This is a genomic window from Flavobacterium sp. AC105, assembly GCF_979258495.1.
Window position 1 is genome coordinate 1 of the sequence record NZ_OZ409860.1, and the last position, 23,875, is coordinate 23,875.

Sequence of the window (23,875 nt, forward strand, 5' to 3'; positions counted from 1 at the left end):
TAATTATTTTCTTTTAAATATTTCAGAATTTCTTCGGAAGCATTTTTGCTCGTGAATCCGAATTTCTCATCCAAAACAGAAGCCGGAGCTGAATACCCAAAATGATCCAAACCGAAAACTTTTCCGCTGCTGCCAACCAAATTTTCTAAGTTAACCGGAAGTCCTGCGGTCAAGCCGAAAACCAATCCGTCTTTTGGAATAACACTTTCCTGATATTCCTTTGATTGTGACCTGAATAATCCTTCTGAAATTATGGAAGCTACGTTTATTTTGATGTCGATGCTATTTTCTAATGCTGTTGCGGCTTCGATAAGTGTGGCAACTTCTGATCCGTTTGCGATTAAAGTGATATCTGGATTTTCAATTGATTTTACCAAATAGCCCCCTTTTTTGGCCTGAGATGCTTCTTCAAATCTTGAATTTCCGCTTGACGGAAGATCCTTGATTTCCTGTCTGGAAAGAATAAGTCCGGTTGGTGTTTTTTTATTTTCTAATGCCATTTGCCACGCTACGGAAGTTTCAACTGCATCTGCCGGACGAAGTGCCAACAAACTCTGATCTCCCGAATGGTTTTTGATTTTCTCCAGTAACCTGATTTGGGCTTCCTGCTCGATGGGCTGGTGCGTTGGTCCGTCTTCGCCTACGCGGAAGGAATCGTGCGTCCAGACATATTTTACCGGAAGTTCCTGAATAGCAGCCAGACGAATCGCCGGTTTCATATAATCTGAAAACACGAAGAATGTTGCCACAACGGGAATAACCCCGCCGTGAAGTGCGATTCCGTTGGCGATTGCCGCCATGGTAAGTTCCGCAACTCCGGCTTGCAGAAATCCTCCGCTGAAATTATTCTTCTGTAAAACCGATGATTTTTTCAGGAAACCATCTGTTTTGTCACTGTTCGATAAATCGGCAGAAGACACAATCATGTTCTCTACATTCTCAGCCAGATATCCTAAAACTGCTGCCGAAGCATCTCTGGTCGCTGCGTTTGCTTTTTGGGTTATACTGCTGAAATCCAGCTTTGGCAATTCATTATTGAAAAACTGTTTTATTTTTTCAGCCAGTTTTGGATTTTGGTTTTCCCAGGCTGAAAATTTTGCTTTTCTGTTTTTTGCTTCTTGTATTTTATTCTCTAAAATAGTTTTGTAATGGCTTTCAACATCTTCATAAACCGCAAATGAGTCTTCGGGATTTGCCCCGAGATTTAGCAAGGTTTTTTCGAAGTCTGCTTTTGTGGCCCCGATAGGTTTTCCGTGCAGTTCGCATTGTCCTTCATACATTGTTCCATCAGCGGTAACGCAGCCTTTTCCCATTATGGTTCTTCCAATAATAAGTGTTGGTCTTTCGAGTTCTGCGTGCGCTGCATTTAAGGCCGAGCGGATATGCGTATGATTATGTCCGTCGATTGTGATGACTTTCCAGCCCCAGGATTCGTATTTCATGGCCGTATTTTCGGTCGTAACCTCATCGGTCATAGAGGATAACTGCACATCATTTGAATCATAAAACATGATAAAATTGTTGAGTCCCAAATGTCCGGCGATTCGTCCGGCTCCCTGCGAGATTTCTTCCTGAACGCCTCCGTCAGTTATGAATCCGTAGATTTTATGATCGAACAAATTATCAAATCTTGCCGATAAAAACTTGGCAGCTATTGCCGCCCCAACGCCCATGGCGTGTCCCTGACCAAGTGGTCCGGATGTGTTTTCGATGCCTCTTTTTACATCAATTTCCGGATGTCCGGGCGTTACAGAACCCCATTGTCTGAAATTCTGAAGATCTGTTTTTTCGTAATTTCCCAGTAAATAATACTGCGCGTACATCAACGCCGAAAGATGTCCGGCATCCATAAAAAAACGATCTCTCAAAATCCAATGCATATCGGTTGGATCGTATTTTAAATATTCGGAATATAAAATGTGCATGAAATCAGCCCCTCCCATTGAGCCTCCGGGATGGCCTGAATTGGCTTTCTCGACCATAGAAATGGCTAAAGCACGGATATTATCTGCTGCTTGTTGGTCTATTTTGTTGTTCATTTTTTGGTTGGTTTAATAGCAAAGTTTTGATTTGCTGACACTGAATTTCAATTAGAAATGATTTTAAAATTCAACGTGAAAACAAATTAAATAATAAGTGTAAAATTTACATTTACAAATGTATGTAAAATAATTCCACAAAAACAAAAAAATTGTTTTGTTATTTTTTAGTGATAAAATGGAGATTTAAGTTGTCGAAATTGAAAATCGAACAGGTGTAGTGCCTACGGGACATTTTTAATAGGGTCGATAATTTTATTTTCTACCGACATTTTTTCTACCGACATGTAACTCCTAAAGGAGTATATCTTGTAATGCAATATTATTGAGTATAGAGAAAATCAATAATGTGTGGCGAATAAACTCTCGCAAAGCCGCGAATTCGCAAAGAGTTTGTCATTTCGAGGAACGAGAAATCTTCGTAAGTAACTCCGCAACGAAAGTTCAATCTTTGTCGAGCTTCTCGCGAAGATTTCTCCTCCGTCGAAATGACAATATTGTGTTTAAACTTTGCGTCTTAGCGACTTTGCGAGATTAATTTTATTCTCTAAAAAGCTTAATTTAATGACATTGCCCGTAGGGACTACACAAACCCGTTAGATTCCGAAGCAAAAAGAATCTAAAGCGAATTTCTAATAATCAAAGCCGATTTATTTTCTATCTGATCTTTATTTCCTTTCAAAACCATCTCTGCTAAAATTTTTCCCATCATTTCAAAATGGGTCGAGATGGTGCTAATTCCGTTTGCTACAATTTTCTTTAAAGGCGTTTCATTGTATGATATAATCCCGAAATCAATTCCCAGTTTTAAATTTTGATTTCTGGCATTTTCGATTACACCAACCAAATCACGATCATTCGGGATAATATATAAATCACCTAATGTAAGTTCACGATCCGTAAATTCGGTTATGATTTCATATTGAAAATGATGTTCTATACAAAAATCTACAAAGCCCAATTTCATCCCGAGTGGTTCTCTGAAACCGGGAAAAATCAAAATCAACTTTTTATAGGTATTCAATCTCACTTTCGCTTTAAGCAAACCTTCAAAAATATCTTTTTGGTGATTTTGATAAATGGCCGGATATAATTTTAAGTCAGGATTGGTCTGATCCAGAATGATTACATCATTTACTGGTAGGGTTTTTAGAATTTCGGCCACACCAGTTAAATTGGTTGGCATGACGATGTACTTTGTATAATTCCCGTTACTGTCATCAATTAATTTCTGGAATACCTGAAGATTAAAATGATGAAAAAAAATATCGACCTGAACATTTTTGCCAATATGTTTTAAAAATGAATTATAAATATCTTCTTTAAAAATATTTAGTTCATCAAAAAGTAAAAAAATCTTCTGTTTTATAGTGATTTCAATGCTTTTAACATAATATCCTTTGCCTGGAATGGCATAAATAATCCCTCTTTTTTTGAGTTCATCATATCCTAACAAAACCGTATCGCGCGATAATGAAAATGCCAGACAGACTTTATTTACTGACGGAAGTCGGTCGCCTTTGACTAATTTTCCTTCTTCAATAGCTTTTTCTATTGAAAGAATTATCTGCTTATATTTTGGTAAACCAATGTTGTTTTGAATGGATATAATATTCATGAAAATTATATTTTTTATGCAATATACAAAAAACTGGTAGGTACTGGTATGCAAACATAAATAAATGTTTCTATTTTTGGATTTCATTTTTGGCAAAAATAACATGGAAATAAAACAGATATCGCATTTTCAAGATACGTATACTTCTAAATCTTTTGGTTTATTATCTGATAACGAAGAAATTCTCGCTTTTGAATTATCAAACAAAAACGGAATGAAGGTTCAGATTATAAATTATGGCGCAACTGTGACTTCATTACAAATTCCTGTTGCTGAAGGAAAATGTGTTGACGTAGTTTTAGGTTTTGAATCTTTAGAATCTTATTTGGCATCTTATAATTTGCCAAGCGCGCCTTATTTAGGAACAACTGTTGGACGTTATGCAGGAAGAATAAACAAAGGTGTTTTTACTTTAAACGATAAAACATTTCAGTTAAATACCAATAATAATGGCAATGCTTTACATGGTGGAAATCATGGTTTTGGAGAAAAAGTTTGGAATGTCACCAACTTAACTTCGGGTGAAAACCCATCTATAACATTCAGTTATTTGAGTGAAAATCTTGAGGAAAATTATCCCGGAGAACTACACGTTGAATTAACTTATACGGTAACGGAAGAAAACGAATTAAAACTAGAATATAAAGCAACTTCGACTGAGGATACTGTCATCAATTTAACGCATCACAGTTATTTTAACCTTGATGGTCACGATGGTTCTGTTTTAAATCAGGAAATGTTTATTGATGCTGAAAAAATATTAGAAACGAATGCAGAAAATATTCCAACCGGAAATTTCATCGATCTTTCTCATCATGATTTTGATTTTAGAACAAAGAAAAAATGTCCTGCAAGTATCGATAATTCTTTCGTAATTGAATCTTCTAATGACGCTGTTGCCAAATTATTTAGTTCAAAAAATAATCTAAAAATGAGCGTTTACACAGATCAGCCAAGCGTTCATATATATGTAGGCGGATATTGTTTTGATACTTTGAAAGGAAAAGAAAATGTAAATTATCATTCGTCAAGCGGAATTTGTTTTGAAACGCAGAATTTTCCGGACGCTCCAAATCACGAACATTTTCCGAATTCGATCCTGAAAAAAGGAGCAGAATATCATCAGAAAACGGTTTATAAATTTGAAACTATAAACTAACTATTTTACATCAAACACAAGAATATACCATTTCAATTACAAGATAATGAATGACATTTTAATACAAAACACAACGGCATTTTTTGAGAAGTCTTTTGGATCGAAGCCTCAAAAAACGGTGCTTTCTCCGGGAAGAATTAATATTATCGGGGAACATATTGACTATAATGACGGTTATGTTTTACCGGCGGCGATTGACAAAGTAATTTGTTTTGCATTTGAAAAAAACAATACCAAAAAATCTAAAGTAATCGCTATTGATTTAAATGAAGAATTTGAAATTGATTTAACGCAGGAAATTCAGTTGAGCGATGTGGTCTGGACCAATTATATTCGCGGTGTTATGAAACAATTGCAGGATAACGGATTTTCGTTTGAAGGTTTCAATTGTGTTTTTAGCAGTAATATTCCGGTTGGTTCCGGATTATCGTCTTCGGCAGCTTTAGAATGCGGGATGATTTTTGGAATAAAGGAACTTTTTGATCTGAAAATTGAGAAAGTTGATATTTCATTATTAGGTCAGAAAGCAGAACACTGGGTGGGTATTAATTGTGGTATTATGGACCAGTTTTCGAGCGTTCACGGTCTTGAAAATAAGGTAATAAAACTGGATTGCAATACCTTGGATTTTGAATATCACAATGCCGATTTTAAAGATTATTCGCTTGTTTTATTTGACAGTAATGTAAAACATTCGCTTTTTACATCTGAGTATAATACACGACGAATGGAGTGCGAGGAAGGATTGGCAATTATTAAAATTAATTTTCCTGAAATTAAAACTTTTAGAGATTGCAGTGAGGAGCAACTTTTAAGTATTCAGGATCAAATGAATGCAACTGTGTTTAAAAGAGTACACTTTGTTGTAAAAGAAATTAGCCGTGTAACAAAAGCATGTGAGGCTTTGGATAACGGAAATATAAAACTTTTAGGACAATTGCTTTTTGAAACCCACTATGGCTTGTCAGAAGAATACGAGGTAAGCTGTGCAGAGCTGGATATGCTTGTAGATACCGCAAAATCTGACGATGCAATAATTGGTTCTCGTTTGATGGGTGGTGGTTTTGGTGGATGCACCATAAATTTAATTAAAAAAGGAAGCGAAAATGAGGTGAAAAATAAATTTTCAAATCTTTATTTAAATACATTTGGGATTGAATTAAAATTTTACGATGTAAAAATCTCAAACGGAACAACACTACTTTAACACCCTCAAAACTAAAATGAAAAATTTTGACATTAACGAAGATCCTCACAGACGTTTTAATCCATTAATTAACGAATGGGTTTTAGTATCACCTCATCGCGCCAAAAGACCTTGGCAAGGACAAAACGAAACAATCTCGACCGAATCATTACCAAAATACGATAAAACGTGTTATTTATGTCCGGGAAATGTTCGTGCCAATGGAGTTAACAACCCTAATTACGAAAGCAGTTTTGTATTCGAAAATGATTTTGCTGCCATGAAGCAGGACGAAATTATTTTTGAAGAAGATATCAAACACACTTTCTTTAAAGCAAAACCGGAACAAGGAATTTCGAGAGTGGTTTGTTTTTCGCCAAGACATGATCTTACATTACCCGAAATGGAAGTTGAAGGTATTGAAAACATCGTTAGAACCTGGCAAAAAGAATATACTGATTTAGGAAGTATAAAATATATTAACCACGTTCAAATTTTTGAAAATAAAGGAAGCGTAATGGGCTGCAGCAACCCGCATCCGCATGGACAAATCTGGGCGCAATCATCATTACCAACTCAGGTCGAAAAAACACAAAACAGCCTAAAGTCTTATTTCGATAAAAACAAAAGAACATTATTAGAAGATTACGTAAAAGCCGAATTAAGAGTTGGCGATCGTGTGGTTATCGAAAATGATCATTTTGTGGCATTGGTTCCGTTTTGGGCAATCTGGCCTTATGAAACTATGATTGTAAGTAAAAGAGCCATTACAAAAATCACTGAATTTACAACTGAAGAAACAACAGCTTTCGCTAAAATTTTAAAACAGTTAACAATCAAATACGATAATTTATTTAGCACTTCTTTCCCGTATTCATCCGGAATTCATCAGGCTCCAACAGATGGATTAGAGCATCCGGAATGGCATTTTCACATGCATTTTTATCCGCCTTTATTACGATCTGCAACCGTTAAAAAATTTATGGTTGGATATGAAATGTTAGGAGAATCGCAGCGAGATATTACTCCTGAAAAAAGTGCTGAAATTTTAAGACAACAATCAGATATACATTATAAACTTGACGTGAAAATAAAGTAAAAAAGATATTTTACGGACTGCCTTTTTAAAATTTAACAGAATAATTCGATTATAAATGTAAAAAACACATTTGTAATAGTGTAGTTATCATTTTTTATTTTACTTTTGGCTTTCGTTCTTATTTTCATAATAAAATAACAAAATAAAAACACATATCACATTTTAAACCAATATTAAAAACAAAAACATGGTTTGGGAATTTTACTAATCAAATAATTTAAAAACCACAATTTTACAAAACTATTACCTATACTAATTTTTAAAATACTATTAACAATGAACCAGAACCTCGCTTTCGCAGATTATGCGGTTTTTATTATCTATTTTATCGTAGTTTCTGCCTACGGTTACACTGTTTACCGCAAACGTAAACAAGACGAACAAGATGCTAAAGCTTACTTTTTAGCTGAAGGAAATTTAACGTGGTGGGCTATCGGAGCTTCTCTGATCGCATCAAATATTTCAGCTGAACAATTTATCGGAATGAGTGGTGAAGGTTTCTTTTTAGGAATTGCTGTTGCTGCTTACGAGTGGCTTGCTGCAATTGCATTGATTATTGTAGCGGTTTGGTTTATTCCGGTATATCTTAAAAATAAGATTTATACAATGCCTCAATTTTTAAAAACACGTTATAATGAGTCAACAGCTTTGATTATGGCAGTTTTTTGGTTGTTTTTGTATGTATTTGTAAATTTAACTTCGATATTATATTTAGGAGCGGTTGCTATTAACGGACTTGCAGGAGGAGAATATCTTCACGTAATCATGATAGGATTAGCCGTATTTGCTTTATTTATTTCTCTTGGAGGAATGAAAGTTGTAGCGTATACAGATGTCATTCAGGTTGCTGTTTTGATTATTGGAGGTTTGGTAACTTCGTATATTGCACTTACAACTGTTGGACAATATTTTGGCGTAGGCGAAAATGCTATTGCCGGTTTTAAAGTTTTAATGAGAGAAGCTCCGGAGCATTTCAAAATGATTATCCCAAAACCAACTGCTACTTCATCTCAATTGGATATTGATAAGTATTTAACTTTTCCTGGTTTGATGTCTTACCTTGCCGGTATCTGGATCATCAACTTAAACTATTGGGGATGTAACCAATACATTACGCAAAGAGCTCTTGGTGCTGACTTACAAACAGCCCGTACAGGTATTTTATTTGCCGGTATGCTAAAATTATTAATGCCGTTAATCGTAATGTTGCCTGGTATTGCTGCTTATGTTTTATATCAAAACGGACATTTACCTCAATTGGTGGGAGGAAAAGACGGAGCATATTCTGCGGTATTGACGTTCTTGCCAACAGGTTTAAAAGGTCTTTCTGTAGCGGCATTGACTGCTGCAATTGTGGCTTCATTAGCTGGAAAAGTAAACAGTATTTCGACAATTTACACGTTAGATATTCATAAAAAATACATCCAGAAAGAAGCGGGCGAAAAACAACAGGTAAATATTGGTAGAATTGCCGTTTTTGCTGCTATGCTTTTAGCTGTTTTATTTACATGGAATGATATTTTAGGAATTGGCGGAGTTGGTGGATTTACATACATTCAAAAATATACAGGATTTATTAGCCCTGGAGTTTTTGCCATGTTCTTCCTTGGGATGTTCTGGAAAAGAACTACCGGAACTGCAGCAATTGTGGGTGTAATTTTAGGATTTGTTCTTTCTGTATTATTCAATGAATATGCTCCAATGTTATTTGGAAACGAAACATTGTTATACACAGCTTATCCAAACGGAAAAGGCGCATTCGAAATTCCGTTCCACATTTGTATGGGATTATCATTCTTGTTTACCATGTTGGCGATGATCGGAATCAGTTTTGCAGGACCAAAAGTAAATCCTAAAGCGTTTGAAATAGATGCTGAAATGTTTAAAGTAAAACCACAAACCACCGTTTTAATCGTAATTACATTATTAGTTATTGTAGCTTTATATGTTAAATTCTGGTAGTATAATTTTTTACTATATTTGTTATTGAAGAAAAAAAGAGGATGCCAATTTGGTATCCTCTTTTTGCGTTTAATAACAACCTTACATAATTTTAACAAGAAATATAATCTAAATTATATTTGTTTTTATATTGAATTTTAAATTATATTCGTCCACAAATTATTTAACTAAATCACTAACATTAAAATGAAAAAACTAGTATTTGCATTATGTTTTATTTCCGGAGTTGCTTTTTCTCAGGATATGAATATTGTTCAGGGAAATTTTGATTTCCTGAAAGATCAAACCGAAATTAATATCGAATTTGATTATAGTAATTTTACTATGATGAAAGAAAACAAACCTGAATCTCAATATGTCGAAGAACATAAAGCCGATTTAGATAAGAAAGCAAAAGGAAACGGAAACATCTGGCAAAAAAAATGGATATCTGCCAAAGACCAAATATGGACACCAAAATTTCTTGAAATAGGAAACATTGTTTTATCAAAAGGAGGTAAAAATGTAAGCTTTCAGGAAGCTGCTCAAACTCCTTATACTTTGATTGTAAAAACCGTTTGGATTTATCCGGGTTGGGATGCCGGAATCATGAAACAAGAAGCTAAAGTATCTACAAATCTAAAATTTGTTGATAGCGCTGACAAATCAAAAGTATTGTTAGAAATTAACAGTCTGGAAGCTCCGGGAGATCAATGGGGAAATAACTTTAGTAACGAATCCAGAATTGGAGAAGGATATGCTAAAACAGCAAAATCACTTTCGAAAATGATGCTTAAAAAGGCATATAAATAAAGATTAATAAAAAAGAGGATACTAAATTAGTATCCTCTTTTTGTGTTTAAAAAAAACGAAAAACTTATTCTTTATTTGCTTCTTCCTTCTGCATATTTAGCAAATACGCCATATTTTTAATTACATGATCGTGTTTTTTGACAAAAGGATTGTCTTCATTCCAGACATATCCCGCCAAAACAGAACATATTTTTTCTTTTACATCCGGATTTTCCGGTTGGTGGAAGAATAAAGTCTGAAGATTTCCGGTGTACCATTCTTTCACGTAAGTGGTAAAAACAGCAATTCCGCGTTTCATATATTCTGTAAATTCAACTTCCCAGTCTACCTCAATTCCCTGCGATTCTTTGATGTATAATTTGGCTGCCAGCATTCCGGATTCAGTCGCAAAAGCAACGCCGGATGAAAAAACAGGATCTAAAAATTCAGAACTATTTCCTGTCAAAGCAAAACCGTCTCCGTACATTCTTTTTACCGCTCTCGAATAATTTTCCAATTTTACGGGTTCAAATAAAAACTCCGTTCCTTTGAATCTTTTGATATAATAATCCGATTTCTGAATGGCATTTCGCAAAGCCTCAGCATTGTCTTTATTTTCAGAAAGAGAATTTATAAAATCAGTTGGGCCAACGACGCCTAAACTTGTATTTCCGTTAGAAAACGGAATTACCCACAACCAGACTTGGGTTTCCAGAATATCAAATGAAATCTGGGTTCCTTCTTCACCTTCTTCTCTATTAATGTCTTTTACGTGTGTAAATATCGAAGAATGCGGATCTAGTTTTGATGGCGTATCAAGATCTAAAAGTCGTGGTAAAACACGGCCATATCCGCTGGAATCAACAATAAATTTAGCGTGAATTTCTTTTAAATTTCCGTCTTTATCTTTTACAATCGTTTTTGAATTTTTCCCTTCAAAGGAAACTTCCAGAACTTCTGTTTCAAATTCTAAATCAATGCCTTTTCTAACTACTTCCTGCGCCATTGTATTATCAAAATCAGCGCGCGGAACCTGCCAGGTCCAATCCCAGCCTTCTCCAAATTTCTGACTGAAATCGAAAACACAAATTTCTTCTCCTCTTATAAAACGTGCGCCGAGTTTTTTTTCAAAATTCATCGCATCCAGACTCTCAAAAAGTTCTGCTTCTGCAAAATGATCCATCACTCGCGGAATAAGGCTTTCGCCGACAACAAGCCTGGGAAACTTTGTTTTTTCAACAACTTTTACCTTAATATTGTTTTTATGAAGATACGATGCAGACACGCATCCCGAAGGTCCTGCGCCAATGACTAAAACATCAACAAACTCCTTTATCATAATAAAAATATTATCAATTATTAACCTACATTTGCCTTCATCAAAATAACTACATTTATTTTGATAAATAAAATTAAATTAGCACAACCAAAAACAATTTAATGAATACAATTAATGAATATTTAAGTTTAGCCGAATTCGAATCCATTATTTTTGGGAATAACAAAGTTGCAATCAGCGATGTAGTCCTAAATCGAGTAAACGAAAGCTTTAATTTTCTGAAAGAATTTTCGGGAAATAAAATTATATATGGTGTAAATACAGGTTTTGGACCAATGGCTCAATATAGAATTAAAGAGTCTGACCAAATTCAGTTACAATACAACTTAATCAGAAGCCATTCTTCGGGAACCGGAAAACCTTTAAGCCCGGTTTGTGCAAAAGCAGCAATTTTGGCCCGATTAAATACATTATCATTAGGAAATTCAGGAGTTCATCCGTCAGTAATTCACTTGATGGCAGAGCTTATAAACAGAGATATTACGCCTCTTATTTTTGAACACGGCGGCGTTGGTGCAAGCGGCGATTTAGTGCAATTATCGCACTTGGCTTTAGTTTTAATTGGCGAAGGCGAAGTTTTTTATAAAGGCGAAAGAAGACCAACTCCGGAAGTTTTCGAAATTGAAGGTTTAAAACCAATTCAGGTAGAAATCAGAGAAGGTCTGGCGTTAATAAACGGAACTTCGGTAATGACCGGAATTGGCGTTGTAAATGTACATCATGCTAATAAATTATTAGACTGGTCGCTAAAATGTTCTTGTGCCATAAACGAATTGGTTCAGGCGTATGACGATCATTTCTCTGAAGAATTAAACCAAACCAAACGTCATAAAGGACAACAGGAAGTGGCGTTAAGAATGAGACAGAATCTTTCTGACAGTACTTTGATCCGTAAAAGAGAAGACCATTTATATTCAGGAGAAAATACCGAAGAAATTTTTAAGGAAAAAGTTCAGGAATATTATTCTTTACGTTGTGTACCTCAAATTTTGGGTCCGGTTTTAGAAACGATAAACAATGTAGCTTCAATTTTAGAAGACGAATTTAACTCGGCAAACGACAACCCAATTATAGATGTAAAAAACAAACACGTTTATCACGGAGGAAACTTCCACGGCGATTATATTTCGCTTGAAATGGATAAACTGAAAATTGTTATTACAAAATTAACAATGTTGGCAGAACGTCAGTTGAATTATTTGCTGAATTCAAAAATCAACGAAATTCTTCCTCCGTTTGTCAATTTAGGAACATTAGGATTTAATTTCGGAATGCAGGGCGTTCAGTTCGTTGCAACATCAACAACTGCCGAAAGCCAAATGTTATCAAACCCAATGTATGTGCATAGTATCCCGAACAACAACGACAATCAGGATATTGTAAGTATGGGAACAAATGCAGCAGTTATTACCTCAAAAGTGATCGAGAATTCTTTTGAAGTTTTGGCTATTGAAATGATTACAATTGTTCAGGCGATTGATTATTTGGCACAAAAAGATAAAATTTCATCTGTTACCAGAAAATGGTATGACGATGTTAGAAATATAATTCCTGTATTTAAAGAAGATCAGGTTATGTATCCTTTTGTTCAAAAAGTAAAAGATTATTTGATTAATAGTTAAAAACTTTATTTTCACATTATTAATATTGAACCTTAAAATCATGAAAAAACTATCTCTTTTTTTATTCGTTTGCTGCATTCAATTTGTTAATAGTCAGGAACTGGCTTTGGTTAAAAAAAACGCTAAAATTGGATATATCTCCAAAGACGGAAGTTTTAAAATTGAGCCTCAGTACAAATCTGCAAAAAGCTTTTCTGAAGGTTTAGCAGCTGTTGAAGATAATGGAAAATGGGGTTTTATAGATGGAAAAGGAAACTGGGTAATTCCGGCAACTTTTAATGATACAAAAGAATTTAATAATGGTATCTGTATTGTATCTAAAGACAAAAGCTTGTTTTATATCAATACCAAAGGAGAAACTTTGAAAGCACCGGCAACAGAAAAATTATTTGATTTTAATAACGGTGTTGCTTTTATAAGACAAGGAGATAAAGTTGGATTAATCAACACAAAAATGACCGTTGTTTTAGAACCAAAATACGATCAGATTAAACCTTTTGAAAATGGTTTTGCAAGAGTTGAAAGCAATAAAAAATGGGGAATTATTAATACATCCGGTAAGGAATTAGTAGAACCTTCATACGACGAAATAGGTAATTATTTTAAAAATACCACCTGGGCCAGAAAAGATAAAACTTTTGGAATTGTAAGTGACGGAAAATTTATTCCGGTTGATGGCGCTGAAAAAATCTGGGATTTTGAAACTCAGGATTTAACTTATGCTAAAAAGAACGGAAAAATTGGATTCATTGACTTAAAAGGGAACTGGGTAATTTTGCCTATTTACGATAAAGCAAGAGCATTTTCAAAAAATTTAGCGCCGGTTTGTGTGGGTTCTAAATGGGGATATATTAACCCAAAAGCAGAATTTGTTATTCCGCCAACGTATAGCGATGCAGAAGTTTTTGGTTCAAATGGTTTAGCTCCTGTAAAAGAAAAAAACTGGGGATTTATCAATGAAACCGGAAAACTGGTAATCCCAACTCAATATGGCATCACTTCAAACGGATTCGTAATTGCGTTGTTTGTACAACAAGATAAAGGATTTATTGATGGTGTGGCAAGAGTAAAAAACGAAGGAAAATGGGGATTTCTTAAACCGGACGGAACTGTATTAGCCAACCAATGGTTTGAAAATGCTGAATTATTTTCAAGAACTGAAAAAAACAATACAACTGAAACTGTTGCTGAAAAACCAAAAACAGAAGCAAAACCGGCTGTAAAACCAGTAACAAAAAAGAAAAAATAAAACTTACATAAATGAAATGTGTATTAGTAACAGGCGGTTCAAGAGGAATTGGAAGTGCTATTTGTAAAAAATTAGCTGTTGATGCAAATTACCATATTCTGATTAACTACCACTCGAATAAAACAGCTGCTGAAGCAACACTTCAGGAAATAGAAAAATTAGGCGCAACCGGAGAAATTTTAGGCTTTGATGTTTCTAATTTTGAAGAAGTGCAAAAAACATTAACGCAATGGCAGGAAGCAAATCCTGAAGCAATTGTAGAAGCAATTGTAAACAATGCCGGAATTACAAAAGACGGTCTCTTTATGTGGATGACTCCCGAAGACTGGAACGGTGTTGTAAACACAAGTTTGAACGGATTTTTTAATGTAACGCAATTTTTTATTCAAAAGATGCTGCGTAATAAATATGGCAGAATCGTAAATATGGTTTCGGTTTCAGGAGTAAAAGGAACAGCCGGACAAACCAATTATTCTGCTGCAAAAGGTGCAATTGTTGCAGCAACAAAAGCTTTGGCCCAAGAAGTTGCAAAACGAAATATTACTGTAAATGCTGTAGCTCCGGGTTTTATAAGAACGGATATGACAAGCCAATTAGACGAAAAAGAATTATTGAAACTAATTCCGGTAAATCGTTTTGGCGAAGCCGAAGAAGTGGCAGATTTGGTAAGCTTTTTGATTTCAAAAAAATCAAGCTATATTACAGGCGAAATTATCAATATAAACGGAGGAATATATTCTTAATAGTTCCTATGTTTGCAAGACTATTTTAAGTTTTTTAAAAACGTCGAAATTGCTCGCAAAGTCGCAAAGTTTTATTTAAATAAACTTAAAAAAAGAAGAAACTTTGCGACTTCGCGTCTTTGCGAGATTAAAAAAAATTACACTTTAAGGATAAAAAATACTTTGAAAGACGATGAATAAGAGAGTTGTAATTACTGGAATGGGAATTTATTCTTGTATCGGAACTTCTTTAGATGAAGTAAAGGAATCTTTATACAACGGAAAATCCGGAATTCAGTTTGACGCTGAAAGAAAAGAATTTGGTTTTCAGTCAGCCTTAACGGGAATGGTTCCGAAAGCTGATTTGAAAAATTTATTGACCAGAAGACAACGTATGAGCATTGGTGAAGAAACCGAATATGCTTATATGGCAACAATCGAAGCATTGAAAAATGCCAATATCGACGATGCCTTTTTCGACAATCACGAAGTTGGAATTATGTACGGAAACGATAGCGTCTCAAAAGCTATTATTGATGCTACAGATATTGTTCGCGAGAAAAAAGATACGGCTTTAATAGGTTCCGGAGCGATTTTTAAATCGATGAATTCTACAGTAACAATGAATTTATCTACGATTTTTAAACTCCGCGGCATCAATCTTACCATAAGTGCCGCTTGTGCCAGTGGATCACATTCTATTGGATTGGCTTATTTTTTAATAAAAAGCGGTTTTCAGGACATTATTATTTGCGGAGGCGCGCAGGAAATCAACAAATATGCGATGAGCAGTTTTGATGGTTTAGGTGTTTTTTCGAATAGAGAAAACGAACCTGAAAAAGCTTCCCGTCCTTTTGATGCTGATCGCGACGGATTAATTCCGAGTGGTGGCGGTGCAACGTTAATTCTTGAAAGTTATGAATCGGCGATTGCAAGAGGTGCCAATATTATTGCCGAAGTTGCAGGTTACGGATTCTCATCAAACGGAGGACACATCTCAACTCCCAATGTCGAAGGACCGTCTATAGCCATGCAACGAGCGCTTGATGATGCACAATTAAAAGCAATGGATATTGATTATATAAATGCACATGCAACCTCAACGCCAGTTGGGGACGGAAACGAAGCCAAAGCTATTTTTGAAGTATTTGGTGAGAAAAATCCTTACGTAAGTTCTACAAAATCAATGACCGGACACGAATGTTGGATGGCAGGAGCAAGCGAAGTTATCTATTCTATCTTAATGATGCAGCACGATTTCATTGCCCCGAACATCAATTTGGACAATCCGGATGAAGATGCAGCCAAATTAAATTTGGTCAAAACCACTTTAAACAAAAAATTTGACATATTTTTGTCCAATTCCTTCGGATTCGGAGGAACCAACTCTGCGTTGGTGGTTAAAAAGTTTAAATTGAATGATGAATAAAGAAGAGATAATAGCGAAAATTAATGGTTTTTTGGTTGATGAATTTGAAGTGGACAATGATGAGATTGAACCAGATGCTAATTTAAAAGATACACTTGGATTGGATAGTTTAGACTATGTTGACCTGGTCGTTTCTATTGAAGCTAACTTTGGTGTAAAATTAGTTGAAGTAGATTTCGTTGGAATTGCTTCTTTTCAGAATTTTTATGATCTCATTGAAAACAAATTAAAAGCAAAAGTTGCTTAATGAGCAAATGGGATGGCAAATCAAAAGGAACTGTTTTAGGGTATAGAATATTCGTTTTTTTAATACAAAAAGCGGGTGTTAAAGCTGCCTATGGCTTACTTTATTTTGTTGCTTCTTATTACTTTTTATTTCTAAAAAAAAGCAACAGGTCTATTTCTTATTATTTTAAGGAAAGGCTTCAGTACTCGTATTTCAAAACTAAAAAAATGGTTTTCAAAAGTTACTATACTTTTGGACAGACCATCATAGATAAGGTTTCCATTTCAGCCGGAATGCGAAATAAATTTACCTATGAATTTGACGGAATAGAGATCCTGAAAAAACTTTTGGCCGAAAAAAAAGGTGGTGTTTTAATTAGTGCCCACATTGGAAATTTTGAAATTGCCGAACATTTTTTTGGCGAAATCGACCTTGATTTTCAAATTAATCTGGTTACTACAGATTTAGAACATTCTGATATTAAACAATATCTGGAAACCGTTACCCAAAAACCAAATGTAAAATTCATTATTATCAGAGATGATTTGTCTCATATTTTTGAAATTAATGCGGCACTTTCTAGTAATGAACTGGTTTGTTTTACGGGAGATCGCTATTTTGAAGGCACAAAATCATTAACTGAAAAAATCCTGGGCAAAGAAGCTAATTTTCCTGCAGGGCCATTTTTAATTGCTTCACGATTAAAAGTTCCTGTTGTTTTTGTGTATGTAATGAAAGAGCCAAACTTGCATTATCATTTGTATGCAAGAGAAGCGATAGTCAAACACCGTGACGAAAAAGGTCTGCTAAAAGCTTATATTGAAAGTGTAGAATCTATGTTGGAAAAATATCCTTTGCAATGGTTCAATTACTTTGATTTTTGGAATCAATTGAAATAAATTACGCTCTGTGTGTAATTTTTCACACATACAACATCGCTTTTTAAAGTCAAAAAAGGCGTTTCATTTATTTTGAATGTGTGTTTATAATTTTTTTACAAATTACAACCTGACGAATTAAAATTATCTGATTAAAAGTCGTTCTTTTATACTTTACAATCCTTAAAGTAAAGTATGCAGGAATTTGACACTATTATCATTGGTTCAGGAGTTGGAGGTTTAGCAACTGCAATTTGTCTTGCAAGAGAAGGTCACAAAGTTCTCGTACTCGAACAGCATTATGTTCCCGGCGGTTGGAGTCATAGTTTTACTTTAAACAAACAGCGCTTTAGTCCCGGCGTACATTATGTGGGACTTATGGAAGAAGGTCAGTCTACCAATGAATTGTATCGCGGTTTGGGAATTGCCAATGACATGGTTTTTTTCCGAATGAATAAAAACGCGTACGAACATTGCTTAATTGGAGATCAAAACTTCGATTTGCCCGCTGGAATCGATAATCTCAAAAAAACGCTTTCGTCTCATTTTCCACACGAAGAAAAAAACATTCACGAATATCTTTCACTGGTTCAAAAAGTGAGTTACGAATTGCAGTTAATTCCAAAACTGAAAGGTTTCTGGCAAAATATTACAGTTCCGTTCCGCACCAAACACTTTGGAAAATTTGCACTTTTTCCATTAAAAAAAGTAATTGGCTGGCATGTCAAGGATCCTATGCTCAAAGCAGTTCTTAACATTCAATGCGGCGATCATGGGCTTTCGCCAAATCGTGCCTGTTTTCCGGTACATTGTTCGGTAATGAATCATTATTTTGATGGTGGTTTTTATCCAATGGGCGGCGGCGGCGGTATTGTAAAAGCCATGACCAACGGAATAAAAAAACACGGCGGTGAAATACGCGTCAAACAAAACGTAAGTAAAATTATTATTGAAAATAAAAAAGCAATTGGAATTCAGCTTGAAAACGGTGAAAGAATATTAGCCAAAAACATTGTTTCAAATGCAGATCCGTCTATCACGTATTTAAATTTAATCGACAAAGAACATCTGAGTAAATCGCTTCTCAAAAAACTCGACAAAACTAAATATTCTGTTACTTCTTTGATTTTATTTTTGACACTTGATGTCGATGTTACCTTATACAATATAGATTCCGGAAATATCTGGATGATGAAAGATGAAAATGATGATGCCAATTTTGAGCATTTAATGAGCGATACAATCGACTCCGGAGATTCATTTCCTGCCGTTTTTATGAGTTGTACAACGCTCAAGGATCCGGCAAGTTTTAACGGGCGTTATCATAATTTCGAAATTGTAACGTATGTTAATTACGATCATTTAAAAGATTATAATGGTTTAGACGATTATCACAATGATGACTATAAAAAGTTCAAGGAAAAAATCATCAATAAACTGATGAACAATGTCGAAAAGATAATTCCGAATGCAAAACAGCATATTATTCAGGCAGAATTAGGAACTCCAAAAACCAATGAATTTTATATCAATTCGACAAAAGGAAATGTTTACGGAACCGAAAAAACATTAAATCAGGTTGGTCCGTTTTCGTATAAAAACAAAACCGAAATCGAAAATCTCTTCCTTTGCGGAGCGTGTACATTATCTCATGGCGTTGCAGGCGCGACATATTCAGGAGTTTCTGCGGCAGCGGCAATTTTGGGCTGCACATCTGATGATTTATTACCTGAAGATGAAAACCAAAAAATCCGAATTTATGATGCCGAAGATCCTTCGACATGGCCAGATTGGGTGCATACAAAAAGGGCAGATAAAACAAGAAAATTCGTTTAAAATAATTTACTTATTTTTGCTTACCACCAAAGCCAAAAACCTAAATGAAAAATGTTCTCGTTATCTATTATTCTCAATCCGGACAATTAGAATCTATTGCGCAAAACATCGCAAAACCATTCTTAAATTCAGAAGAAATAAATGTAACTTTTCACGAAATACAGTTAGAAAAACCATTTCCGTTTCCGTGGAATAAAGATTCTTTTTTTGAAGCTTTTCCCGAATCTTTTTTACAAATTCCGACAGCATTAAAACCTGTTCCGGAAGAAATTTTAAACACAAAATTTGATTTGGTTCTTTTCCATTATCAGGTTTGGTTTTTATCACCGTCAATTCCAATAAACTCATTTTTAAAAAGTCCCGAAGCCAGAACAATATTAAACAATACTCCCGTTATAACTATTAACGGTTCTCGTAATATGTGGGTCATGGCGCAGGAAAAAATTAAGGTTTTACTAAAAGATGCCAATGCAAAATTGGTTGGCAATATTGCTTTAGTAGACAGAGTTGGCAATTTAATTAGTGTAATTACTATTGTTCATTGGATGTTTTCGGGAGTAAAGAAAAAATATTTGGGCTTTTTTCCGTTACCGGGAGTTTCAGAAAAAGACATTCAGGAATCTGATAAATTTGGAGAAGTCATACTTTCTGAATTCAATCAGAATAATCTGCAGCATTTACAACCAAAATTAGTGAACATTGGCGCCGTAAAAATTAGTTCGTATTTAATTACAGTAGATAAAACCGCCAATAAAATATTTAATAAGTGGTCAAATATCATTCATAAAAATCAAAAAAACAGGAAAACGCTCCTTAAAATATTTTATGTTTATTTATTCCTCGCCATATGGCTTATCTCGCCAATAGTGTATATATTGCACCTTATTACTTATCCATTTAAGTTCAAAACCATAAAAAAAGAAACTCAATATTATCAAGGAGTTTAGAAGACGAAATTAAATTATGTTTGACGTATATATTACCAAAGCCGCAAAATATTTGCCAAATGAAGCTGTTTCTAATGATGAAATGGAAACTTATTTAGGCCTTATAAATGATACTGCCTCAAAAGCAAGACGTATCATTTTGCGTAATAATAAAATTATAAACCGATATTACGCAGTAGATAAAAGCGGGAAAAGTACACATAGTAACGCTGAGTTAACACGTAACGCCGTTGTACAATTATTTGATGAAAACTTTACAGACCAGGATCTGGAAGTACTTTCATGCGGAACTTCATCGCCGGATGTTTTGGCACCTTCGCATGCTGCAATGGTTCACGGTTTGTTAAAAAACAGATCAGTAGAATTAAATTCTTCTATGGGAATTTGCTGTTCCGGAATGAATGCATTAAAATATGGTTTTCTTTCGATAAAATCAGGAAACTCTAAAAATGCGATTTGTACGGGATCAGAAAAAGTTTCGACCTGGCTTTCTTCTCCAAAATACAATCATGAAATAATCAATTTAAAAAATCTGGAAGAGCAGCCCATAATTGCTTTCAAAAAAGATTTTTTACGTTGGATGCTGTCTGACGGAGCCGGAGCATTTTTATTACAAAATAAACCAGGCGACGAAATTTCATTAAAAATCGAATGGATGGAATCGTATTCCTATGCTTTCGAATTAGAAACTTGTATGTACGCTGGTGGGGATAAATTAGAAAACGGCGAAATCAAATCCTGGAGCGATTATAATCCGGAACAATGGTTAAACGAATCTGTGTTTGCTGTAAAACAAGACGTTAAATTACTGGACGAATTTATTTTGCCAAAAGGTGTCGAAAGTATGAGCGATGCAATGGCAAAGCACAATATTACGGCAGATCAGGTAGATTATTTTTTACCGCACGTTTCTTCAAACTTTTTTGTAGAAGGACTAAAAAATGGTTTAAACGAAAAAGGAATTGTACTTACTGACGAAAAATGGTTTATGAACCTTTTAAGAGTTGGTAATGTTGGTTCTGCTTCTATTTATATTGCCCTTGAAGAATTAATGAATTCAGGAAAACTAAAAAAAGGAGATCGTATTTTATTATCGGTTCCTGAAAGTGGGAGATTTTCTTTTGCATACGCTTATTTAACAGTTTGCTAATGGAAACACTATCTCTTTTAAATAAAGAAGCTGTCGAGAATTTATTGCCGCAAAAGTTTCCTTTTGTCATGGTAGATAAAATGTATTCATATACCGAAACATCATTGGTTTCTGGTTTAAAAATTCAGAACGACAATATATTTACAGATCATAATTCTTTTTTAGAAGCAGGCATAATCGAGCATATGGCACAATCTGTGGCGTTGCATACCGGATATCAGTTTTTTTTAAAAAATGAAACAGCGCCAACAGGATATATAGGTTCTATTAAAGATATCGAAATAAAAAAGACTCCAAAAGTCGACGATAGCATTCAGTCAACTGTAACTATTTTACAGGAATTTGGCGGAATAACTTTGGTCGATATTGTGACTACTTTAAATAATGAAGAAATTGCACGTGGACAAATGAAAACCGTTTTGGCAAAATAATATACGCATGAAAACCGGAGTTGACATACAAAATTACCTTCCGCACCGGGCACCAATGCTCATGGTAGATTTAATTTTGGATATAGATTCTAATTTCGTAGAAACGACATTTCTGATAAAAGAAGACAATATATTTGTTGATAATAACATTTTTATCGAAGCCGGATTAATCGAAAATACCGCACAAACCTGTTCTGCAATTGTAGGCAAAAAGTATTTTTTTGAAGAAGACGGAACAGAAAATGAAAACGTAAATGTTATCGGTTTTATAAGCGCGCTAAAAAACCTGAAAATACATTCGCTGCCAAAAGTTGGCCATACAATTACAACCAAAGCAAATCTGATTTCAAAATTTATAGGCGACGATTTCACGTTATGCACCATGAGTTGCGAAAGTTTATTCGAAGACAAAATACTTTTAGAATGCGAAATTAATTTGTTTATTCAAAAGACGATTTCGGCGGTAGAATAATAATTGAATATCAAAAATGGAGAAAAGAAAAACCCTTTATCATTTAGCAATTCGAATAGGGATATTAATATTGTTATTGATTGGTGTTTTTGTAATATATAGAAATTTCATATACGACGCCAACCCATATACCACAGATACTGATCCATTTATTCTAGCTTTGTATTTAACTGAAGCCTATTGTCTATTTCTGCTTTTAGAAATGATTTATTTTTTTGTTAAGAAAAACAAGAATTTCGCCTTACTAAATCTTATTGTATTTATTCTAATCGAAGTAATACCACTTTTGGTTCTAATACAATTAACAGTAACACTATAGTATTTTAATAAAACCGTCATGGAAAAAGAAAATGTACCTCAGCACGATGGAAATTTAAGCAAAAAGAACCTCAAAGAACTTGTTTATGCTACTGATGAAAATGGCAATTATACTACCGCGTTAAGTACGGGTTGGGAACCAAAAGCCATTGCACTTTCAAACGCAATTGATGATATAAAAGAACGTGCCGAAGAAGCAAAACAAAAAGTCCAGATTGGCGAATTAAGTCCAATTTGCTATTATATGGAACTCAATAAAATGGATCTTACCATTCTTGCCGGTTATGTAGGCATGTGGAAATGGCGCGTAAAAAGACATTTTAAACCAACTATTTTTGCTAAATTGAATGATAAAATTTTACAAAAATATGCCGACGCTTTTGAGATTTCAATAGCCGAATTAAAAAATATTAAAAACGATAATGCAAACTAGTTTTACACATCATCAATCTGCTCATTGCGAAAATGGAGTGGCTTCGAATCTGCTAAAAAATAGCGGATTAAATATCAGCGAACCTATGGTTTTTGGTATTGGTTCCGGACTTTTGTTTGTGTATTTGCCTTTTATAAAAGTAAATCATGCACCAGCAATTAGTTACAGAACTTTGCCCGGACAAATTTTTAATAAAGTTGCCAAACGTTTAAATCTAAAAATAAAAAGACAAAAATTTTCTTCTGTCCCAAATGCCACTAAAGCTTTAGATGAAAATCTAAAAAACAATATTCCAACCGGATTACAAGTTGGTGTTTACAATTTAAGTTATTTTCCTGATGAATATCGTTTTCATTTCAACGCGCACAATTTAGTCGTTTACGGAAAAACTGAAACCGATTATCTAATCAGCGATCCTGTGATGGAAACTGTGACAACTTTAACGCATGATGAATTAGACAAAGTACGTTTTGCCAAAGGTGCGTTTGCGCCAAAAGGACAAATGTATTATCCAATTCAGGTTCCGAGTGAAGTTGATTTCAAAAGTGCCATCATCAAAGGAATCAAAGATACGTGTCGCACTATGTTGGCGCCCATGCCAATTGTAGGAGTTCGCGGCATTAAATTTGTTTCGCGCCGAATCAGAAAATGGCCGGTAAAACACGGCGTTAGAAAAGCCAATCATTATCTTGCACAAATGGTGCGTATGCAGGAAGAAATTGGAACCGGCGGCGGAGGTTTTCGTTTTATATATGCTGCTTTTTTACAAGAAGCTTCGGTTATTTTAAACAATGAAGAATTGAAAGTGCTGTCTAAAGAAATGACTCAAATTGGAGATTCATGGCGAGATTTTGCCGTTGAAGCATCCCGTATATATAAAAACAGAAGTGCCAAAGAAGACGCTTACAATGCCATTGCCGATGAACTTCTGGACATTGCGAATCGCGAAGAAATCTTTTTCAAAAAACTAAAAAAAGCAATTAGCTAAA

General features: G+C 34.6%; 21 protein-coding genes. 18 read left to right on the forward strand and 3 right to left on the reverse strand.

Annotation, left to right across the window (positions count from 1 at the left end; translation table 11 throughout):
- On the reverse strand, positions 1 to 2,039 hold a 2,039-nt coding region (locus tag ACZ0AH_RS00005), incomplete at its 3' end, for a transketolase family protein (RefSeq protein WP_463473853.1).
- Between the two features lie 619 nt (positions 2,040 to 2,658).
- Positions 2,659 to 3,657, reverse strand: a complete 999-nt coding sequence (locus tag ACZ0AH_RS00010; RefSeq protein ID WP_463473854.1) for a GntR family transcriptional regulator — start codon at positions 3,655 to 3,657, stop codon at positions 2,659 to 2,661.
- 103 nt (positions 3,658 to 3,760) lie between these two features.
- Here ACZ0AH_RS00010 and ACZ0AH_RS00015 point away from each other — a divergent pair, with 103 nt between their 5' ends.
- The 5 genes from ACZ0AH_RS00015 to ACZ0AH_RS00035 all read left to right on the forward strand — a co-directional run bounded on the left by ACZ0AH_RS00015 (position 3,761) and on the right by ACZ0AH_RS00035 (position 9,855).
- Entirely contained in the window at positions 3,761 to 4,816 is a 1,056-nt protein-coding gene (locus tag ACZ0AH_RS00015) for an aldose epimerase family protein (RefSeq protein ID WP_463473855.1), read from the forward strand.
- 46 nt (positions 4,817 to 4,862) lie between these two features.
- Entirely contained in the window at positions 4,863 to 6,023 is a 1,161-nt protein-coding gene (galK, locus tag ACZ0AH_RS00020; RefSeq protein WP_463473856.1) for a galactokinase, read from the forward strand.
- Between the two features lie 16 nt (positions 6,024 to 6,039).
- Positions 6,040 to 7,101: a UDP-glucose--hexose-1-phosphate uridylyltransferase gene (locus ACZ0AH_RS00025; RefSeq protein WP_463473857.1), complete on the forward strand. Its 1,062-nt coding sequence runs from the start codon at positions 6,040 to 6,042 to the stop codon at positions 7,099 to 7,101.
- Between the two features lie 276 nt (positions 7,102 to 7,377).
- The gene (locus ACZ0AH_RS00030) at positions 7,378 to 9,063 is read left to right on the forward strand and encodes a sodium/sugar symporter (protein WP_463473858.1); all 1,686 of its coding nucleotides are present in this window, start codon (positions 7,378 to 7,380) and stop codon (positions 9,061 to 9,063) included.
- Between the two features lie 186 nt (positions 9,064 to 9,249).
- The gene (locus ACZ0AH_RS00035; RefSeq protein ID WP_463473859.1) at positions 9,250 to 9,855 is read left to right on the forward strand and encodes a hypothetical protein; all 606 of its coding nucleotides are present in this window, start codon (positions 9,250 to 9,252) and stop codon (positions 9,853 to 9,855) included.
- A gap of 64 nt (positions 9,856 to 9,919) precedes the next feature.
- On the opposite strand, the gene ACZ0AH_RS00040 is transcribed toward ACZ0AH_RS00035, so the two are convergent.
- A complete protein-coding gene (locus tag ACZ0AH_RS00040; protein ID WP_463473860.1) occupies positions 9,920 to 11,173 on the reverse strand; it encodes an NAD(P)/FAD-dependent oxidoreductase in 1,254 nt (417 codons plus the stop codon).
- 101 nt (positions 11,174 to 11,274) lie between these two features.
- On the opposite strand from ACZ0AH_RS00040, the gene flxA reads away from it, so the two are divergent.
- The 13 genes from flxA to darH all read left to right on the forward strand — a co-directional run bounded on the left by flxA (position 11,275) and on the right by darH (position 23,874).
- Positions 11,275 to 12,795 (forward strand): flexirubin biosynthesis tyrosine ammonia-lyase FlxA, encoded by a 1,521-nt coding sequence (flxA, locus tag ACZ0AH_RS00045; protein WP_463473861.1) that lies wholly within the window; start codon positions 11,275 to 11,277, stop codon positions 12,793 to 12,795.
- A 40-nt stretch (positions 12,796 to 12,835) separates the two neighbouring features.
- Positions 12,836 to 14,044 (forward strand): WG repeat-containing protein, encoded by a 1,209-nt coding sequence (locus ACZ0AH_RS00050; RefSeq protein WP_463473862.1) that lies wholly within the window; start codon positions 12,836 to 12,838, stop codon positions 14,042 to 14,044.
- Between the two features lie 11 nt (positions 14,045 to 14,055).
- The gene (gene flxB / locus ACZ0AH_RS00055) at positions 14,056 to 14,787 is read left to right on the forward strand and encodes a flexirubin biosynthesis SDR family reductase FlxB (RefSeq protein ID WP_463473863.1); all 732 of its coding nucleotides are present in this window, start codon (positions 14,056 to 14,058) and stop codon (positions 14,785 to 14,787) included.
- Between the two features lie 172 nt (positions 14,788 to 14,959).
- Positions 14,960 to 16,195, forward strand: coding sequence for a beta-ketoacyl-[acyl-carrier-protein] synthase family protein (locus ACZ0AH_RS00060; RefSeq protein WP_463473864.1), 1,236 nt, complete (start codon positions 14,960 to 14,962; stop codon positions 16,193 to 16,195).
- Positions 16,188 to 16,442: an acyl carrier protein gene (locus ACZ0AH_RS00065; RefSeq protein WP_463478072.1), complete on the forward strand. Its 255-nt coding sequence runs from the start codon at positions 16,188 to 16,190 to the stop codon at positions 16,440 to 16,442. Before ACZ0AH_RS00060 ends, ACZ0AH_RS00065 begins: the two co-directional genes overlap by 8 nt.
- The gene (locus tag ACZ0AH_RS00070) at positions 16,442 to 17,320 is read left to right on the forward strand and encodes an LpxL/LpxP family acyltransferase (RefSeq protein WP_463473865.1); all 879 of its coding nucleotides are present in this window, start codon (positions 16,442 to 16,444) and stop codon (positions 17,318 to 17,320) included. Before ACZ0AH_RS00065 ends, ACZ0AH_RS00070 begins: the two co-directional genes overlap by 1 nt.
- A 174-nt stretch (positions 17,321 to 17,494) precedes the next feature.
- Positions 17,495 to 19,135, forward strand: a complete 1,641-nt coding sequence (locus ACZ0AH_RS00075) for a phytoene desaturase family protein (RefSeq protein WP_463473866.1) — start codon at positions 17,495 to 17,497, stop codon at positions 19,133 to 19,135.
- 44 nt (positions 19,136 to 19,179) lie between these two features.
- A complete protein-coding gene (locus ACZ0AH_RS00080) occupies positions 19,180 to 20,082 on the forward strand; it encodes an NADPH-dependent FMN reductase family protein (protein ID WP_463473867.1) in 903 nt (300 codons plus the stop codon).
- Positions 20,083 to 20,098: 16 nt separating this feature from the next.
- Positions 20,099 to 21,232 carry a dialkylresorcinol biosynthesis protein DarB gene (darB, locus tag ACZ0AH_RS00085; protein ID WP_463473868.1) on the forward strand — a complete coding sequence of 378 codons (1,134 nt, stop codon included), beginning with the start codon at positions 20,099 to 20,101 and terminating at the stop codon, positions 21,230 to 21,232.
- Positions 21,232 to 21,663 carry a hypothetical protein gene (locus tag ACZ0AH_RS00090; RefSeq protein ID WP_463473869.1) on the forward strand — a complete coding sequence of 144 codons (432 nt, stop codon included), beginning with the start codon at positions 21,232 to 21,234 and terminating at the stop codon, positions 21,661 to 21,663. The genes darB and ACZ0AH_RS00090 overlap by 1 nt, the downstream gene beginning before the upstream one ends.
- 7 nt (positions 21,664 to 21,670) lie before the next feature.
- A complete protein-coding gene (locus tag ACZ0AH_RS00095) occupies positions 21,671 to 22,135 on the forward strand; it encodes an ABC transporter permease (protein WP_463473870.1) in 465 nt (154 codons plus the stop codon).
- A 337-nt stretch (positions 22,136 to 22,472) separates the two neighbouring features.
- Positions 22,473 to 22,886 carry a flexirubin biosynthesis protein DarG gene (gene DarG, locus ACZ0AH_RS00100; RefSeq protein WP_463473871.1) on the forward strand — a complete coding sequence of 138 codons (414 nt, stop codon included), beginning with the start codon at positions 22,473 to 22,475 and terminating at the stop codon, positions 22,884 to 22,886.
- Complete coding sequence (gene darH, locus ACZ0AH_RS00105; protein WP_463473872.1) at positions 22,876 to 23,874, forward strand: BtrH-related acyltransferase DarH; 999 nt, start codon at positions 22,876 to 22,878, stop codon at positions 23,872 to 23,874. The genes DarG and darH overlap by 11 nt, the downstream gene beginning before the upstream one ends.
- Position 23,875: the final 1 nt, after the last annotated feature.

Coding starts and splice junctions, on each gene's coding strand:
- ACZ0AH_RS00010 (WP_463473854.1), bottom strand. CDS start 3,657: ATGAATATTATATCCATTCAAAACAACATTGGTTTACCAAAATATAAG.
- ACZ0AH_RS00015 (WP_463473855.1), top strand. CDS start 3,761: ATGGAAATAAAACAGATATCGCATTTTCAAGATACGTATACTTCTAAA.
- galK (WP_463473856.1), top strand. CDS start 4,863: ATGAATGACATTTTAATACAAAACACAACGGCATTTTTTGAGAAGTCT.
- ACZ0AH_RS00025 (WP_463473857.1), top strand. CDS start 6,040: ATGAAAAATTTTGACATTAACGAAGATCCTCACAGACGTTTTAATCCA.
- ACZ0AH_RS00030 (WP_463473858.1), top strand. CDS start 7,378: ATGAACCAGAACCTCGCTTTCGCAGATTATGCGGTTTTTATTATCTAT.
- ACZ0AH_RS00035 (WP_463473859.1), top strand. CDS start 9,250: ATGAAAAAACTAGTATTTGCATTATGTTTTATTTCCGGAGTTGCTTTT.
- ACZ0AH_RS00040 (WP_463473860.1), bottom strand. CDS start 11,173: ATGATAAAGGAGTTTGTTGATGTTTTAGTCATTGGCGCAGGACCTTCG.
- flxA (WP_463473861.1), top strand. CDS start 11,275: ATGAATACAATTAATGAATATTTAAGTTTAGCCGAATTCGAATCCATT.
- ACZ0AH_RS00050 (WP_463473862.1), top strand. CDS start 12,836: ATGAAAAAACTATCTCTTTTTTTATTCGTTTGCTGCATTCAATTTGTT.
- flxB (WP_463473863.1), top strand. CDS start 14,056: ATGAAATGTGTATTAGTAACAGGCGGTTCAAGAGGAATTGGAAGTGCT.
- ACZ0AH_RS00060 (WP_463473864.1), top strand. CDS start 14,960: ATGAATAAGAGAGTTGTAATTACTGGAATGGGAATTTATTCTTGTATC.
- ACZ0AH_RS00065 (WP_463478072.1), top strand. CDS start 16,188: ATGAATAAAGAAGAGATAATAGCGAAAATTAATGGTTTTTTGGTTGAT.
- ACZ0AH_RS00070 (WP_463473865.1), top strand. CDS start 16,442: ATGAGCAAATGGGATGGCAAATCAAAAGGAACTGTTTTAGGGTATAGA.
- ACZ0AH_RS00075 (WP_463473866.1), top strand. CDS start 17,495: ATGCAGGAATTTGACACTATTATCATTGGTTCAGGAGTTGGAGGTTTA.
- ACZ0AH_RS00080 (WP_463473867.1), top strand. CDS start 19,180: ATGAAAAATGTTCTCGTTATCTATTATTCTCAATCCGGACAATTAGAA.
- darB (WP_463473868.1), top strand. CDS start 20,099: ATGTTTGACGTATATATTACCAAAGCCGCAAAATATTTGCCAAATGAA.
- ACZ0AH_RS00090 (WP_463473869.1), top strand. CDS start 21,232: ATGGAAACACTATCTCTTTTAAATAAAGAAGCTGTCGAGAATTTATTG.
- ACZ0AH_RS00095 (WP_463473870.1), top strand. CDS start 21,671: ATGAAAACCGGAGTTGACATACAAAATTACCTTCCGCACCGGGCACCA.
- DarG (WP_463473871.1), top strand. CDS start 22,473: ATGGAAAAAGAAAATGTACCTCAGCACGATGGAAATTTAAGCAAAAAG.
- darH (WP_463473872.1), top strand. CDS start 22,876: ATGCAAACTAGTTTTACACATCATCAATCTGCTCATTGCGAAAATGGA.